Origin of the sequence: Paracoccus sigandri, assembly GCF_003709565.1 — a bacterium.
In the GTDB taxonomy this organism is placed as follows: Bacteria; Pseudomonadota; Alphaproteobacteria; order Rhodobacterales; family Rhodobacteraceae; genus Paracoccus; species Paracoccus siganidrum.
Window position 1 is genome coordinate 104622 of the sequence record NZ_QNRC01000011.1, and the last position, 15002, is coordinate 119623.

At 68.0% G+C, this 15002-nt stretch carries 17 protein-coding genes; 8 read left to right on the forward strand and 9 right to left on the reverse strand.

The genetic code is table 11. The features are described 5' to 3' along the window. Window positions 1–21: 21 nt before the first annotated feature. The 3 genes from C9E82_RS12020 to C9E82_RS12030 all read right to left on the reverse strand — a co-directional run bounded on the left by C9E82_RS12020 (window position 22) and on the right by C9E82_RS12030 (window position 3027). A complete protein-coding gene (locus C9E82_RS12020) occupies window positions 22–681 on the reverse strand; it encodes a response regulator (protein WP_119900204.1) in 660 nt (219 codons plus the stop codon). Next, window positions 678–2048, reverse strand: a complete 1371-nt coding sequence (locus tag C9E82_RS12025) for an ATP-binding protein (protein WP_119900205.1) — start codon at window positions 2046–2048, stop codon at window positions 678–680. The genes C9E82_RS12020 and C9E82_RS12025 overlap by 4 nt, the downstream gene beginning before the upstream one ends. 178 nt (window positions 2049–2226) lie before the next feature. Continuing rightward, the gene (locus tag C9E82_RS12030) at window positions 2227–3027 is read right to left on the reverse strand and encodes a crotonase/enoyl-CoA hydratase family protein (protein ID WP_119900206.1); all 801 of its coding nucleotides are present in this window, start codon (window positions 3025–3027) and stop codon (window positions 2227–2229) included. Between C9E82_RS12030 and C9E82_RS24995 the strand changes: the two genes are divergently transcribed. Then, window positions 3004–3651 (forward strand): DUF6636 domain-containing protein, encoded by a 648-nt coding sequence (locus C9E82_RS24995; protein WP_244936020.1) that lies wholly within the window; start codon window positions 3004–3006, stop codon window positions 3649–3651. The two genes, C9E82_RS12030 and C9E82_RS24995, sit on opposite strands and share 24 nt — an antisense overlap. A 60-nt stretch (window positions 3652–3711) precedes the next feature. On the opposite strand, the gene dapD is transcribed toward C9E82_RS24995, so the two are convergent. Next, the gene (gene dapD, locus C9E82_RS12040) at window positions 3712–4533 is read right to left on the reverse strand and encodes a 2,3,4,5-tetrahydropyridine-2,6-dicarboxylate N-succinyltransferase (protein ID WP_119900208.1); all 822 of its coding nucleotides are present in this window, start codon (window positions 4531–4533) and stop codon (window positions 3712–3714) included. 114 nt (window positions 4534–4647) lie between these two features. Here dapD and C9E82_RS12045 point away from each other — a divergent pair, with 114 nt between their 5' ends. Next, window positions 4648–5472, forward strand: coding sequence for an LOG family protein (locus C9E82_RS12045; protein WP_119900209.1), 825 nt, complete (start codon window positions 4648–4650; stop codon window positions 5470–5472). A 57-nt stretch (window positions 5473–5529) separates the two neighbouring features. On the opposite strand, the gene C9E82_RS24095 is transcribed toward C9E82_RS12045, so the two are convergent. Beyond that, window positions 5530–5838 (reverse strand): hypothetical protein, encoded by a 309-nt coding sequence (locus C9E82_RS24095; RefSeq protein ID WP_147393128.1) that lies wholly within the window; start codon window positions 5836–5838, stop codon window positions 5530–5532. Between the two features lie 400 nt (window positions 5839–6238). On the opposite strand from C9E82_RS24095, the gene C9E82_RS12050 reads away from it, so the two are divergent. Next, on the forward strand, window positions 6239–6688 hold the full coding sequence (locus C9E82_RS12050) for an energy transducer TonB (RefSeq protein WP_119900210.1): 450 nt from the start codon (window positions 6239–6241) through the stop codon (window positions 6686–6688). 147 nt (window positions 6689–6835) lie between these two features. Here C9E82_RS12050 and rlmN read toward each other — a convergent pair whose 3' ends face one another. After that, on the reverse strand, window positions 6836–8008 hold the full coding sequence (gene rlmN, locus C9E82_RS12055) for a dual-specificity RNA methyltransferase RlmN (protein ID WP_119900211.1): 1173 nt from the start codon (window positions 8006–8008) through the stop codon (window positions 6836–6838). Window positions 8009–8160: 152 nt separating this feature from the next. Continuing rightward, complete coding sequence (locus C9E82_RS12060; protein WP_119900212.1) at window positions 8161–8682, reverse strand: invasion associated locus B family protein; 522 nt, start codon at window positions 8680–8682, stop codon at window positions 8161–8163. Window positions 8683–8834: 152 nt separating this feature from the next. Between C9E82_RS12060 and C9E82_RS12065 the strand changes: the two genes are divergently transcribed. Further along, entirely contained in the window at window positions 8835–9821 is a 987-nt protein-coding gene (locus tag C9E82_RS12065; RefSeq protein WP_119900213.1) for an asparaginase, read from the forward strand. Window positions 9822–9980: 159 nt separating this feature from the next. On the opposite strand, the gene C9E82_RS12070 is transcribed toward C9E82_RS12065, so the two are convergent. Beyond that, window positions 9981–10739: a TSUP family transporter gene (locus C9E82_RS12070; RefSeq protein ID WP_119900214.1), complete on the reverse strand. Its 759-nt coding sequence runs from the start codon at window positions 10737–10739 to the stop codon at window positions 9981–9983. Between the two features lie 156 nt (window positions 10740–10895). Between C9E82_RS12070 and C9E82_RS12075 the strand changes: the two genes are divergently transcribed. The 4 genes from C9E82_RS12075 (at window position 10896) to C9E82_RS12090 (ending at window position 13972) form a co-directional block, all read left to right on the forward strand. Beyond that, complete coding sequence (locus tag C9E82_RS12075; protein ID WP_119900215.1) at window positions 10896–11600, forward strand: fumarylacetoacetate hydrolase family protein; 705 nt, start codon at window positions 10896–10898, stop codon at window positions 11598–11600. A 103-nt stretch (window positions 11601–11703) separates the two neighbouring features. Then, complete coding sequence (locus tag C9E82_RS12080; protein ID WP_119900669.1) at window positions 11704–12387, forward strand: lysophospholipid acyltransferase family protein; 684 nt, start codon at window positions 11704–11706, stop codon at window positions 12385–12387. Further along, complete coding sequence (locus C9E82_RS12085) at window positions 12384–13334, forward strand: phosphatidate cytidylyltransferase (protein ID WP_119900670.1); 951 nt, start codon at window positions 12384–12386, stop codon at window positions 13332–13334. Before C9E82_RS12080 ends, C9E82_RS12085 begins: the two co-directional genes overlap by 4 nt. Beyond that, on the forward strand, window positions 13331–13972 hold the full coding sequence (locus C9E82_RS12090; RefSeq protein WP_119900671.1) for a CDP-alcohol phosphatidyltransferase family protein: 642 nt from the start codon (window positions 13331–13333) through the stop codon (window positions 13970–13972). Before C9E82_RS12085 ends, C9E82_RS12090 begins: the two co-directional genes overlap by 4 nt. Here C9E82_RS12090 and C9E82_RS12095 read toward each other — a convergent pair. After that, window positions 13920–14876 (reverse strand): LysR family transcriptional regulator, encoded by a 957-nt coding sequence (locus C9E82_RS12095; RefSeq protein WP_119900672.1) that lies wholly within the window; start codon window positions 14874–14876, stop codon window positions 13920–13922. The two genes, C9E82_RS12090 and C9E82_RS12095, sit on opposite strands and share 53 nt — an antisense overlap. Window positions 14877–15002: the final 126 nt, after the last annotated feature.

The window sequence follows — 15002 nt, forward strand, 5'->3', positions numbered from 1 at the left end:
TAGGTCTTTGGGTCTAGGTCCTCAGCCGCGTTTCTGGTCCTGGCGCAGGACCATGGCGGCCTCGGTCCGGTTGCGCACATGCAGTTTCTGCAGGATCCGCGACATGTGATGCTTGACGGTCTTTTCCTGCATGTCCTTCTGCCGCGCGATTTCCTTGTTGGAATAGCCCGCCGCGACCAGTTCCAGCACCTCCTCCTCGCGCGGGGTCAGCTGCGCCAGCAGGCTGGCGGGCGCCGCCGCGTCGGGGGTGGGGGCGGCCGCCGCCTCGATCCGCATCTCGGTCAGGATGCGGGCGGCCAGGGTCGGGGCGACATAGCCCTCGCCGCGCGCCAGGTCGCGCACCGCCTCGATCAGGCTGCGGCTACCGACGCCCTTCAGCACATAGCCGCGCGCGCCGTGGCGCAGCGCCTCAAGGACGTCCTCGCCATCCTCGGAGGCGGTCAGGACGGCCACCGCCAGGTCGGGCTGCCGGTCGTGGATGCGCCGCAGCGCGTTCAGCCCGCCGCCCGGCATCGACAGGTCCAGAAGCACCACGTCGGGCTGCAATTCCTGCGCCAGGTCCACGGCCTCGTCCGCCGTGCCGCCTTCGCCGCAGACCTGCAGGTCGCCGGCCTCGGCCAGCGCCATGGCCAGCCCGCGCCGGAAGATGGAGTGGTCGTCCACGATCAGGACCCGTATCATGGCAGTTCCCCCTCGGGCCGCGGCGGCAGGCGCATGACCACGCGCGTGCCGCGGCCCGGCTGCGCGTGCAGCTCGAATTCCCCCTTGATCCCGGCCACGCGCTCGCGCAGCCCGGCAAGGCCCAGCCCGTCGCAATCCGCGCCGGGCCGGAAGCCGGGACCGTCGTCGCTGACCTCTATCTCCATAGCGCCATCGCGCAGGCGCACAAACAGTTTCGGCGCCGCCCCCGCGGCATGTTTCGCGTTGTTGTTCAGCGTTTCCTGGATGAAGCGATAGATGCAGCTCTTGGCGGCCAGCGGCAGCTCGGGCAGGTCGGGGGCCAGGTCCAGCGCGACCGGCGTGCCGGTGCGGCTTTCATGCATCGAGGCCAGGCGCCGGGCGATGGTCGCGACGGACCAGTCCTCCATCTCGGGCAGGGCGAGGCCGCGGCAGATATAGCGGATCTCCTGCATGGCGTCGGTGACGGCCTGGCGGACCTGTTCCTGCCGGGGCGTCTGCGGCTGGTCCAGGTGCAGCGCCGCGAAGGCCAGCAGCTGCGCCGGCCCGTCATGCAGCTCGGCCGAGATCCGGCGCAGGTTCCGTTCGTTCAGATGGGCGATGCGGTGATTGGCCTGTTCCACCCGCTGCCGCAGGGCCTGGTTCTTTTCCAGCAGGGCCGACAGCTGGGCGATCTGGTCGTCCAGCGCGTGCCGCTGGCGGCGGATCGTCCGGTTGCCGCGCGCGAAGACGACATAGAGCAGCGAGAACATGCCAAGCGCCACCCCGCCCACCACCAGCCAGCTTTCGCGCCGGGCATCGGCCAGGTCCTGCCGGAAGCCGCCGGCATCGGTATAGAATTCCGCCACCCCCACCAGATCGCCGCTCAGCGGAGAGCGGACCGGGCTGTAGACCTCCAGCAGCGGCTGCGCCGGGTCCGCGCCGCCATTGCCGTGGCTGTGGCGGTCGAAATCGGCATGGACCCGGCCCTCCAGCGCCTCGGACAGGCCGGCATTGGGGGCGAAGACCCGGCCGATCAGCGCCGGGTTGTCGCTGTAGACGATCCGGCCCTGCCGGTCCCACAGCTTGAAGGCCGAGATCTCGTTGCGCAATTCGCCCCGCTGCAGCAGCGTCTGCAGCGCCGCGCGCGTGCCGGGATCCAGCGCGCCGCCTTGGGGGATGTCCTGCAGGACCGGGGCGATGATCGCATCGACGTAAAGCGCGGTCATCGCGGCGGCATTGTTCATCACCCCGCGCTCGATCTTCGAGGCGACCCAGAAGCCGATCACCAGCATCCCGCTGACCAGGGTCACGCTGGCGGCCAGCACGAATTGCGTGGCCAGGCTCATCGGGCGGCGGGTTGCGGAGGGGCGGTCGGTCGGGACGGGCATCGGCTTCTGGGTCCATCCTGTTGCGGTTGCTTGTGCCGGGCCGGGTCATCCTACCGGCGCGGGGGCGCTGCGAAAACCGTCCTGCCGGTGAGGGGGTGCGGTCGGTCCGGCCATCGAGGCCGGGCCGACCGCCGCCGCGGCGCCGGCCTCGATGGCCGGCACCGTGGCGAGCCCTCGGTCAGCCCTGCGGCACGATCTTGTTCGCCGTGCCGCTGGCGAAGGCCTCCAGCCGCGCCTTCGCGGCCTCCTGCGTGTTCACCACCCCGGCCACCACCGCCTCGGCATAGGCGGCGTCCAGCGCGCTCATGTTCTGCATGTGGCTGATCGCCGAGCAGATCGCGAAATTCGACAGCGGCGGATTCTGTGCCGCGTTGCGGGCGATTTCCCGCGCCTTCGCTTCGGCATCCTCGACCAGATACTGGCAGAGGCCGACATCCACCGCCTCCTGGCCGCGATAGAGCCGCCCCGACAGCATCATGTCGATCATCCGCGCCTTGCCGATCAGGTCGGCCACCCGGATCGTCGCGCCGCCGCCGGTGAACAGCCCGCGCTGGCCCTCGGGCAGGCCGAAATAGGTGTCCGGCCCCGCCACCCGGATATGCGCGGCCGAAGCCAGCTCCAGCCCGCCGCCGACCACCGCGCCCTTCAGAACGGCGATGATCGGCACGCCGCCATATTCCATCTTGTTGAACGCCTCGTGCCAGCGCAGGCAGACATGCATGAAGTCCGAGGCGCTGCGGTTCTCGCGGTGATGCTCGACCAGGTCCAGCCCGGCGCTGAAGTGATCGCCATTGGCCTTCAGGATCGCCGCCCTCACGCCGGCGCGGGGCAGGGTGGAGAAGATCTCGACCAGTTCGTCGATGGTCGTCAGATCCAGCGCGTTGCGCTTCTCGGGGCGATCCAGCACCACCGTGGCGATGCCTTCCTCGTCCAGGTCAAGCTGGATATTCCTCAGTTGCAGATCGGCGATGTCGCGCATGTTCCCCTCCCGGCTGGCGTCCTGGCATCGGGCATAGCGCCGCGCGCGCGCGGGGTCGAGTCCGTGGGTATTTGGACAACGAAGAAGCAGCGGGAGCGCGCGGGGGGGGCGGGGGGCAGGATCGAGATGCCCCGACATGCCTGCGCGATGTCGCGAATGCTTGACAGGAGGCGGGCATGGCGCAACGCTGTGAGGGTCAGGGGTTGCGGGGGGCGAGAGATGTTGCGCGCGGTTGTCGTCTGCCTGTTGATGGCCATGCCCGCCGTCGCGGATGTCTTCACCTTCGAAACCCCGTCGGGCAATGTCGATTGCTCGGTCGGGATGGAGGCGGACGGGGCCGACATCATCTGCGTGATCCATGATCGCCACGGCCCGCCCGCCTTGCCCCGCCCCGCCGGTTGCAATGCGGCATGGGGGCATGTCTTCATGATGCGCGACCGGGGGCCGGTACAGATGGCGTGCCGGGATCCGGGGCCGAATGTGCAGTTTTTCGAACAGGCGCCCTATGGCGTCACCGGCGAATTCGGCGGCTTTACCTGCCATTCCTCGCAGCAGGGCCTTGAATGCCGCAATCAGGACGGGCGCGGATTCTTTCTGTCGCGCGCCGTCCAGCGGGTTTTCTGACGGCACGAGGGCGTGCGGCGAAGGCGGCCCGGAAGGGGCCGCCCTGCCCCGGCGCGCCGGTCAGTCGCGCAGCAATTCGTTGACCGAGGTCTTGGCGCGGGTCTTCGCGTCCACGCGCTTGACGATCACCGCGCAATAGAGGTTCACGCCGTTCTTCGAGGGCATCGAGCCCGCCACGACCACCGATCCCGCCGGGACCTCGCCATACATGACCTCGCCCGTCTCGCGGTCGACGATCTTGGTGGACTGGCCGATGAAGACGCCCATGCCCAGCACCGAGCCCTCGCGGACGATGCAGCCCTCGACCACCTCGGAGCGGGCGCCGATGAAGCAGTCGTCCTCGATGATGGTCGGGCCGGCCTGCAAGGGTTCCAGCACGCCGCCGATGCCGACGCCGCCCGACAGGTGGACGTTCCTGCCGATCTGCGCGCAGGAGCCGACCGTGGCCCAGGTATCGACCATCGTGCCCTCGCCCACATGGGCGCCCAGGTTGACGAAGGAGGGCATCAGCACCGCGCCCTTGCCGATGAAGGCCGAGCGGCGCACGATCGCGCCCGGCACCGCGCGGAAGCCGGCCGCCGCCCACTGGCTGGCGCCCCAGCCCTTGAACTTGGTGTCGACCTTGTCCCACCAGCTGGCGCCCTGCGGCGCGCCCGGCATTTCCTCCATGTCGTTCAGGCGGAAGGACAGCAGCACCGCCTTCTTGGCCCACTGGTTCACATGCCAGTCCTGGCCGCGCTTCTCGGCGACGCGCAGCGCGCCGGTATCCAGGCGGTTCAGCGCCTCTTCCACGGCCTCGCGTGCCTCGCCCTTCGTGGCGCTGGTGATCTCGGCGCGGTGTTCCCACGCGGCCTCGATGGCGGTCTCTAGAGCTTGGGTCATGGCGGCCTCTCCTCGATCTGTCATGCGCCTTGGGTGGAAACTGTCGGCTCTGGGCTATAAGCCTGTGGAAAAGGCCGCGCAATCCGCCCGGCCCCGAAAATGCCCGAGGCTTCGATGAGCGAACTGGAAGACCGCGCCCACCCCCTGCCGCACAGCACCGAGGACGCCGTCCGCGCCGAACACGGCCCCGATACCGAGCAGACCAGTTCCTCCTCCTACCGGCTGGCCTTCACCGACCGCGATTTCCTGCTGCGCGAGGAGCTGCGCCCGGTGCGGCTGCAGCTGGAGCTGCTGAAGCCGCAGATGCTGATGGACGAGGCCGGGATCGAATCGACCGTGGTCATGTTCGGCGGCGCCCGCATTCCCGCCCCCGCCGACGCAGGCCTGGCCCGGACGCCCGCGCTTGCGGCGCTGTCGCGCTATTACGAGGAGGCGCGGCTTTTCGCGCAGGTGATGACCCGGCGGTCGCTGGAGACGGATGGCCGCGATTTCGTGATCTGCACCGGCGGCGGTCCCGGCGTGATGGAGGCCGGCAACCTGGGGGCGCTTGAGGCGGGCGGCAAGTCCATCGGCCTGGGCATCGTGCTGCCGCACGAGCAGGCGCCGAACCGCTATGTCTCGCCCGACCTGTGCTTCAACTTCCACTATTTCGCCATCCGCAAGATGCATTTCCTGATGCGCGCGCGGGCGATCGTGATCTTTCCCGGCGGCTTCGGCACGATGGACGAGCTGTTCGAGACGCTGACCCTGATCCAGACCGGCCGCATGGCCCAGGTGCCGCTGCTGCTGTTCGGCCGCGAATTCTGGGACCGGATCATCGACTGGCGCGCATTGGCCGAGGCCGGCACGATCAGCGACGAGGACCTGGAGCTGTTCCACTATGCCGAAACCGCCGAGGAAGCGGTGGCGATCATCGATGGCTGGGGGAAGCCAGGCTGAGCGTTGGCGGTTGGTTTGGAGCCCACACCGGACGTTCATGGATCCCGACGACGTCGTCTACCTGACCTTAACGACAACGAGTTTTTGGTAGGTTTCTTCTGCTTCAGGATGCACGATTGTTTCGACTTCGAACCTGCGCTGTCTCGGATCGAAGCAGCCTTCTCCGATGTAAGCACCGCCTTGGGAGGTCGTTAGCAGGAAGAAATCCTCCTCGGAACCATCCAGGACAACAAGGCCCGTTTCCAGCTCCCCGACATATCTGTTCTTTTTGACCTTGAAGCCAAACGGCTCAACAAAATCTGCTGTAAATGTATATTCAGGGACAAGGCATACGGCGTCTATATCTCCAAAGACTTCTGTCAGCATCTTTCCATCTGCTGCACTAAGCAACTCTGGCAATCATTGCCCGTTGGACGATGGAGCATTTCGCGATTGAGGCAGCACACAGAATCAGAACTGCACAGAAAATCCTCCCTCCGAGCCTCATTCTTCTACTGCCTCTTCTGAACAGTTACTCTGGTATTTTGTCCAGTCTCCGCACAGGTTTTGGCAGATGACTAACGGCCGTGCATGCCCAGTATAGACACCTCGAGCCTGGTGTCACCTTTCTTGCTGAACGTCCGCTTCGTCCGCTTTGCGGCCGTTCGCTTCGGGGATAGGCGAGCATCAATTAGTGCTTTGACGTTCTCCTGTGCTGGTGCCAGGATCGGGGCAGGAAATTGGGCCATGGGTAGATAGCGATGTTTCCCACCAGACGGAGGTTTCAATGAAGTTTATTCTGCCCGTGCTGATTGCCTTCAGCTTTGCAGGCTCTGGCAACGCCGAGCCGAGGCTGGCGAAATCGGAAAAGGTCCTGGCCGCTCAGGACGAGGCGGGGCGAACCATGATCATCGTCGGAAATAAGGCAGATTGGCTCGCGATGATCGGTTCCTATATGTCAAGGGCCGTAAGGATACCCACGGAACTTCGAGAGAACGGTCCTTGGGGTGACTTCATGGTGAAGATCAAGTTCATGGTCAATCCTGACGGCGAGGTGAGCGGTGCGCAGATCGAGGAGAGCTCCGGCAACCCGCAAGTCGACGCGCATGCCCTGAACGCCATCAGAACTTTGAAGCTTTTCCCCTTTACCAGCGATATGGGAGAGGAAGAGCTGGCGTTCGCTCTGCCCATCAACATCAAGAACGACCGGCCGGTGACCCCCGCCGAAGCAGAGTGATCGCGACCAGTCCGGGTTCTCATCTTGCTCCAGGTCGGTCAGTTCGAACTTGTCCTCAAGCGTCCGCATCGTCCCGAAAACGGCCATCAAGATGGATAAGCCTCGAAGTCCTTCTGGCGCACGACATGTACACCCGGATCAGGGCCGCTACCCCGCCGCCTCGGCCGCGATCTGCGCCTTCGACTTCCGTCCCCGCTCGGTCGCCGATTTCAGCTGGCCGCAGGCGGCCATGATGTCCTCGCCGCGGGGGGTGCGGATCGGGCTGGCATAGCCGGCTTTGTGGACGATGTCGGCGAAGGCCTCGATCCGCTCCCAGCTTGACCGCTTGTAGGGCGCGCCCGGCCATTCGTTGAAGGGGATCAGGTTGATCTTGGCCGGAATGCCGCGGATCAGCTGCACCAGCCGCCGCGCATCGGCATCGCTGTCGTTCACCCCGTCCAGCATCACGTATTCGAAGGTGATCCGCTCGCTGTTCGACAGCCGGGGATAGTCGCGCAGGGCGGCCAGCAGCGTCTCGATGTTCCAGCGCCGGTTGATCGGCACCAGCCGGTCGCGCACCTCGTCAGTGGTGGCGTGGAAGCTGACCGCCAGCAGGCAGCCGATCTCCTCGGCGGTCCGGGCGATCTCGGGGACGACGCCGCTGGTCGACAGGGTGATGCGGCGGCGCGACAGGCTCAGCCCCTCCCCATCCATGACGACCTTCATCGCATCGCGGACCGCCTCGAAATTGTAAAGCGGCTCGCCCATGCCCATCAGCACCACGTTGCTGACCAGCCGCGTCTCGTCCTTGGGCGCGCCGGGCACCGGCCATTCGCCCAGGTCGTCGCGGGCCAGCATCAGCTGGCCGACGATCTCTCCCGCGGTGAGGTTGCGCACCAGCTTCTGGGTGCCGGTATGGCAGAAGGAACAGGTCAGCGTGCAGCCCACCTGGCTGGAAACGCACAGCGTGCCGCGCCCCTCCTCGGGAATATAGACCGCCTCGACCTCATGGCCGCCGGCGATGCGCAGCAGGTATTTGCGCGTCCCGTCGGCGCTGACCTGGCGCGTGACGATCTCGGGCAGGGCAATCTCGAACCGCTCGGCCAGCAGGGCGCGGTAATCCTTGGCCAGGTTGGTCATCAGGGCGAAATCGCGCACCCCCCAGTGATAGATCCATTGCCAGATCTGCCCCACGCGCATCTTCGCCTGCTTCTCGGGCGTGCCCGCCGCGATCAGCGCCTCGCGCAGCTGCTCGCGCGTCAGCCCGACAAGATTCGTCCGGCCGCCCTCGGGCAGTTTGCGTGGAATGGTCAGGACATCCTGCGTGATGGGGGCGGACATGGGGCTACCGAGGATTTGCAAGAAAGCCCTGCAGATAAGCGAAACGGGCCGGCAGTTCAACCGACCCTTTCATCTTGGCCCAAATATCCCGGGGGGAGTCACCGCAAGGTGACGGGGGGCAGCGCCCCCCTTCCTTCCGGCCTCGTGCCGGATTACTGGCAGCGCGACCGCGCGGTATTCGTCGCGGCGGTGATGCCCATCAGGCTGAACGTGTCCTTGGTGGTGGTGCCGCGCGCCGAGCGCCCGGTGACGACCACGTTCGATCCCGCGCGCAGCGCCGTGATCAGCCGCTCGTCATCCGAGGGGCTGCCGGTCCAGGCGCTTTCGCCCTCGGTGAACAGGTTGAACTTCTGCCCGCCCACATCGACCTCGACCGTCGAATCGGGGGCGAAGGGATAGCCGCCGGTGAACGAGACCTCGCCGTTCTGGCCGGGGCGATAGGCGACATAGAGCCGGATATCGCCGCGGGTCACCTCGACCGTGTTGCCATCGCGGGTGTTGACCGTCGACTTGGGCGGCGACACCGCCCAGCATTCCTGGGGATTGTCGGCCGCGAAGACGGTCCAGTCGCCTTCCGTCGCCACGACATTGGTCGATTCCTGTGCGCCGGCTGTCCCCAGCCCGGCGATCAGAACTGCGATGGCGCTCATGCCGCGCAGCGTGGTGGTCTTCATGCTCTGGCCTCCTGCCATGTTTCGCCGCTTCGGCCGGCGTTGTTCCCGATTGCTGTGGTCTTTTCAACCATCTGCGGACACGATAGCGAAAATCATCCCGTGCAAAAGAGCACAAGCGGTAAAATCGCGCAATTGTCAGGGAAAAATTTGCGATGCGGGCAGCGGAATTGATCGAATTGTGGCGCGGGGACCTGCGCGAGAGCCTCCATTGCGGCCATGCGGTGGTCTGCGACGCGCGCGGCGTGGTCGAGGCCTGGGGCCAGCCGGCGGCGGTGATCTTCCCCCGCTCCTCGTGCAAGATGATCCAGGCGCTGCCCCTGGTCGAAAGCGGCGCGGCCGATGCGGCGGGGCTGGGCAGCCGCCAGCTGGCGCTGGCCTGCGCCAGCCACAGCGGCGGCAGGATCCATGTCGAAGGCGTGGGTCGGTGGCTGCAGGCGCTGGACCTGGCCGAATCCGACCTGCGCTGCGGCTGCCACATGCCGCGCGACCGGGACGAGAACCGCCGGCTGACCTGCTCGGGCGAAAGCCCCTGCCAGCTGCACAACAACTGCTCGGGCAAGCACGCGGGTTTCCTGACCCTGGGCCGGCATCTGGGGGCGGGGCCGGACTATGTCGATCCCGACCATCCCGTGCAGCAGGCGGTGAAGGCCGCCTTCGAGGAGGTCACGGCCGAGACCAGCCCCGGCTTCGGCATCGACGGCTGCTCGGCCCCGAACCATGCCTGCACGCTGGAGGGGCTGGGCCGGGCGATGGCGGCCTTCGCCGATCCGGGCGCGGACCGGCGCGGGCAGGCGATGCGGCGCCTGGTCGATGCCATGCGCGCCCATCCCGAGCTGGTCGCGGGCGAGGGGCGGGCCTGCACCATCCTGATGCGCGCCACGGGCGGCCGGGTGGCGGCCAAGACCGGGGCCGAGGCGGTCTTCGTGGCCATCCTGCCCGAACGGGGCCTGGGCGTCGCGCTGAAGATCCGCGACGGCGCCACCCGCGCCGCCGAGGCCGCGATCACCGCGCTTCTGGTCCATCTGGGCGCGCTGGCGCCGGACGATCCCGCCGTTTCGCGCCATCTGCCGCAGCCGATCCGCAACTGGCGCGGCATCGCCACCGGCGAGATGCGCACCGCCCCCGGCTTTCCAGCCTGAACTCCGTCACGCGGCTGTTTCAATCCCGTGCTTCCATGGCGCCGCGCGCGGGCGTCCCCATCGCCCCTGTCCAGTCCCAAGGTCCGGCCGGTGCCTCTTGGCAGAGCGGGCACCGGCCATTCCTGGCGTTCCCATCGCCATCCCCATCGTCTCGGGCGGTCAGATCATCTGCCAGATCAGCCGCAGCGCCAGCGCGGTCGAGGTGACGACCAGCAGCGGCTTGATCAGCCGCGCCCCGGTCCGCGCCGCCAGTCGCGATCCCAGCACCGCGCCCAGGATCTGGACCGCGCCCATCGCCAGCCCCAGCAGCCACATCGGCTGGCCGACCAGCGCGAAGGCCGCCAGCCCGCCGATATTCGAGGCGAAGTTCAGCAGCTTGGTATGGGCGGTCGCCTTCAGCACCCCGTATCCGGCCAGCGTCACGAAGGCGATCATGTAGAAGGACCCCGCGCCGGGACCGACCAGCCCGTCATAGAAGCCGATCAGCGGCACGGCGGTCAGCGCAAACAGCGCGGGCGTCAGCCGCTGCGTCCGGTCCAGGTCGTTCAGCCCCGGCTTCAGCGCGAAGAAGATGGCGATGCCGATCAGGATCACCGGCAGGACGATGCGCAGCCCCTCGGTCGGGATGTTGCTGATCAGCACCGCCCCCGCCGCGCCCGCCAGCCCGGCCAGCAGCGCCGGCCGCCACTGGCTGCGCAGGTCCACCAGCCCGCTGGCGGCATAGCTGGCCGCCGCCGTGGCCGCCCCGAAGGCGCCCTGCACCTTGTTCGTGGCCAGCGCCTGCGCGGGGCTCAGCCCGGCCAGCATCAGCACCGGCAGGGTGATCAGCCCGCCGCCCCCGGCGATGGCATCGACGAAGCCGGCGGCGAAGGCCGCGGCCAGAAGCAACAGGATCAGGTCGAGCGAGATTTCCAGCATGGCGCGCCGATGCGCCTTTCGGCGGCGATTGTAAAGACCGCCCCCGCGCCCCGCCCCGCTGCCGCGCGGGCGGCCGGGGTTTCCGCCTTGACCCCGGCGGCGCTTGCCGGAACACTCGGCCCCGCATCCGCCGTTTTCCAGGGGCCGCCCGATCCGATGACCAGCTATGTCCTTCCCGTCCCGCCGCAGCCCTCGCTGCCCGTCAGCGGATCCGAGGCCCGCTTTCCCGTGCGCCGGATCTGGTGCGTGGGCCGGAACTATGCCGACCATGCGCGCGAGATGGGCCATGACCCCGACCGCGAGCCGCCCTTCTTCTTCGCCAAGCCCTCGGATGCGCTGCTGTCGGACGGCGCGGCGCTGCCCTATCCGCCGATGACCGCCGACCTGCATTACGAGGCCGAACTGGTCGTGGCCATCGGCAAGGGCGGCGCGGCGATCGCGGCCGAGGATGCGGCGGCGCATGTCTGGGGCTTTGCGGCGGGCAACGACTTCACCCGCCGCGACCTGCAGAGCGTGGCCAAGAAGATGTCGCGGCCCTGGGACATGGCCAAGGGCTTCGACCATTCCGCCGCCTGCGGCCCGCTGCGCCCCGTCGCAGCCACCGGCCCGATGCAGTCGGGCGCGATCCGGCTGCTGGTCGATGACGAGCCCCGCCAGCAGGGCGACCTGTCGCAGATGATTTGGTCGGTGCCCGAGGTGATCGCGCATCTGTCGCGCTTCGTGGCGCTGGCGCCGGGCGACCTGATCTTTACCGGCACGCCCTCCGGCGTGGGCCCGGTCCTGGCCGGCAGCCGCGTCACCGTCCAGATCGACGGGCTGGAGCCGCTGGTGACCGAGATCACCGATCCCCGCGCGGGCTAGGCCGCCGCCGCAGGTTCCCGCCCCCACGTTCCCGCCCCACGTTCCCGATTGCATCCCGGCGCGGGCGAAGACACTGTGGCGGCATTGTAATGCGGGGATTTCAATGACCAGGGGACGCGGGATCGGGGCGTTGCGACGCGGCGCCGCCCGGCTGACGGGGCGGGCGATCAGTCTTTTCGCGCGGCTGGTGACGGCGGTGCAGGCGGTCTGGCAGGGGCTGGACCCCGATGCCGACCCGGCCGGGCGCCGCCCGCGCGTCTATTTCGCCAACCATGCCAGCCATGGCGACTTCATCCTGGTCTCGTCGGCCCTGCCGCCGCGGCTGCGCGACCGCACCCGGCCGGTGGCCGGGGCCGATTACTGGGGCGGCGGGGGCCTGCGCGGCTTCATCGGCGGCGACGTGTTCAACGCGCTGCTGATCGACCGCCAGCGCAGCGATCCCGGCAGCGACCCCGTCGCGCTGATGGCCGGGGCGCTGGATCAGGGCGCCTCGCTGATCCTGTTCCCCGAGGGCACCCGCAACCTGACCGACGAGGCCCTGCTGCCCTTCCGAAGCGGGCTCTACCACCTTGCCGCCGCGCGTCCCGAGGTGGACCTGGTGCCGGTCTGGATCGAGAACCTGAACCGCGTGCTGCCCAAGGGCAGCTTCATCCCGGTGCCGCTGATGTGCCGCACCATCTTCGGCGCGCCGCTGCACCTGGCGCAGGGCGAGGCGAAGGACGCCTTCCTGGCCCGCGCCCAGGGCGCCCTGCTGGCCCTGCGCCCGAACCCGGAGAACGGCCGATGATCGCCCCTCATTCCGACCTTCTGGCCGTCATCGCCGGGATCGGCGCGGTGCTGCTTCTGGCATCCGCCATCGGCTGGGTGTTGCAGCGCCGCCTGTCCCCGAATGGCGAGAATGCCGCCATCGAGAACCTGAACGCCCGCATCCGCGCCTGGTGGATCATGGTCATCGCCATGTCGCTGGCCTTCCTGGGCGGGCGGACCGGGGTGCTGTTGCTGTTCGCCTTCTGCTCTTTCGCGGCGCTGCGCGAGTTCATGACCCTGACCAATGCCACCCGCGCCGATCACTGGACGCTGGTCGGGGCCTTCTTCGTCGTGCTGCCGGTGCAGTATTACCTGATCTGGATCGGCTGGTACGGGCTGTTCTCGATCTTCATCCCGGTCTGGGTGTTCCTTCTGCTGCCGATCGTCTCGGCCATGCGCGGAGAGACGCGCAACTACCTGGTCCGGGTGGCGGAAATGCAATGGGCGCTGATGATCTGCGTCTTCTGCGCCTCGCATGTGCCGGCGCTCTTGAACCTGAACATTCCAGGATTCGAGGGGCGCAACGTGCTGCTGATCGCCTTCCTGGTGGTCGTGGTGCAGCTGTCGGACGTGCTGCAATATGTCTGGGGCAAGCTGATCGGGCGGCACAGGATCGCGCCGAAGCTGTCGCCCTCGAAGACGGTCGAGGGCTTCGTCGGCGGCAGCCTGTCGGCCACGCTGATCGCGGCCGGGCTGTGGTGGATGACGCCGTTTTCACCGCTGGAGGCCGGGCTGATGGGGCTGGTCATCACCATGATGGGCTTCTTCGGCGGGCTGGTCATGTCGGCGATCAAGCGCGACCGGGGCGTCAAGGACTGGGGCCATTCCATCGCCGGGCATGGCGGCTTCATCGACCGGCTGGATTCGGTGGTCTTTTCCGCCCCGATCTTCTTCCACCTGACCCGCTATTTCTGGAGCATGGGATGACCGGAACGGAAAACCGCCGCCCCCTGGCCAGCCGCCAGACCGGCTGGGCAGCCTCTGTGACCCGCTGGCTGACGGGCACAAGCGTCACGCCCAACCAGATCTCGCAGGCGGGCATGGTGGCGGCGCTGCTGGCCGGCGCGGCATTCTGGGGCGCAGGCAGCGCGGGGGGCGCGACCCGCGTCGCGCTGCTGGTCGCGGCGGGGCTGTTCGTGCAGCTGCGCCTGCTGTGCAACCTGTTCGACGGCATGGTCGCGGTCGAGGCCGGGCGCGGCGCCCCCGATGGCGGCTTCTGGAACGAATTTCCCGACCGGGTGTCGGACCTGCTGATCCTGATGGGCGCGGCGCTGGCCGTGGGCGATCCCGCGCTCGGCTGGGCCGCCGCCGGCATGGCCTTCCTGACCGCCTACCTGCGCGAGCTGGGCGTCAATTGCGGCGCCGGGGCGGATTTCAGCGGCCCGATGGCCAAGCAGCACCGCATGGCGGTGATGACCGGCGCCGCGGGCCTGTCGCTGTTCGAGCCGCTGCTGGGCTGGCACGGCCAGGTGCTGAATGCCGCGCTGTGGATCGTGGCGCTGGGGGCGGGGCTTACGGTGCTGCGCCGGGCCTGGCGGCTGGTGGCACGGCTTCGGGCGGGCTGAGGCCGCCCTCGCGGTTCAGCACCGTTCCCTCGCGGGCCCGCAGGCTGTCGGTCAGGAACTCGATCACCGCCCGTTCGCGGCGCATGTGGCGCACGTCGCGGTGGCAGGTCATCCAGTAGGTGCGGGTCAGCCGCACCTCGTCGGGCAGCACGATCTGCAGATCGGGATGGCGGCTGGCGATGTAATGGGGCAGCACGCACAGCCCCAGCCCGTTCCGCGCCGCCGCCAGCTGGTTGAAGATGCTGGAGCTTTTGATCGAGGGCCGGATCGCCGGGTGCAATTCGCCCAGATAGTCCAGGCCCGGGGCGAAGATCATCTCCTCGATATAGCCGATGAAGCGGTGGTCGGGCAGGTCGTCGCGGCTGCGGATCGGCGGATTGGCCGCCAGGTAGCTGCGCGCGCCGAAGATGTGCAGCGTATAGTTCACCATCCGCTCGGACCGGTAGGGGCCGTTGGTCAGCGGGTCCAGCGTCACCGACAGTTCCGCCTCGCGCCGCGACAGCGACAGCACCTGGGTCATGGTGATCAGCTCCAACGAGATCAGCGGGAAACGGCGGGTGAATTCGGGCAGCAGATGGGTGGAAAAGAAGCTGCCGAACCCCTCGGGCACCGCCAGCCGCAGCGGCCGCGCCTGGCCCCATGCGGTGCCCTGGTCGATCGGGATGCGCTGCGCGGCCTCCTCCATCCGCTCGGCCGTCTCGATCAGGCGGCGGCCGGCGGCGGTGGGCTCGTAGCCGCGCGGGTTGCGTTCGAACAGGCGCAGCTTCATCGCCTGTTCAAGCCGGTCGATCCGGCGCGAGACCGTGACATGCGAGGTCCCCAGCCGCCGCGCCGCGCGCGACAGCTGGCCGTCCCGCGCGACGGCCAGGAAGAACTGCAGATCGTCCCAGCTGAAATCCGCCATGCCTGTTCATAAATGTTCAGAACCTGTATGAAATTAATCAGATCTGCACACTTGTGTCAAAGCCGGAATGGCGTCATCCTTTCGTCGGTCCGGGCGGAGCGAGGAGCCGTCCGCGTCATTGCTGAA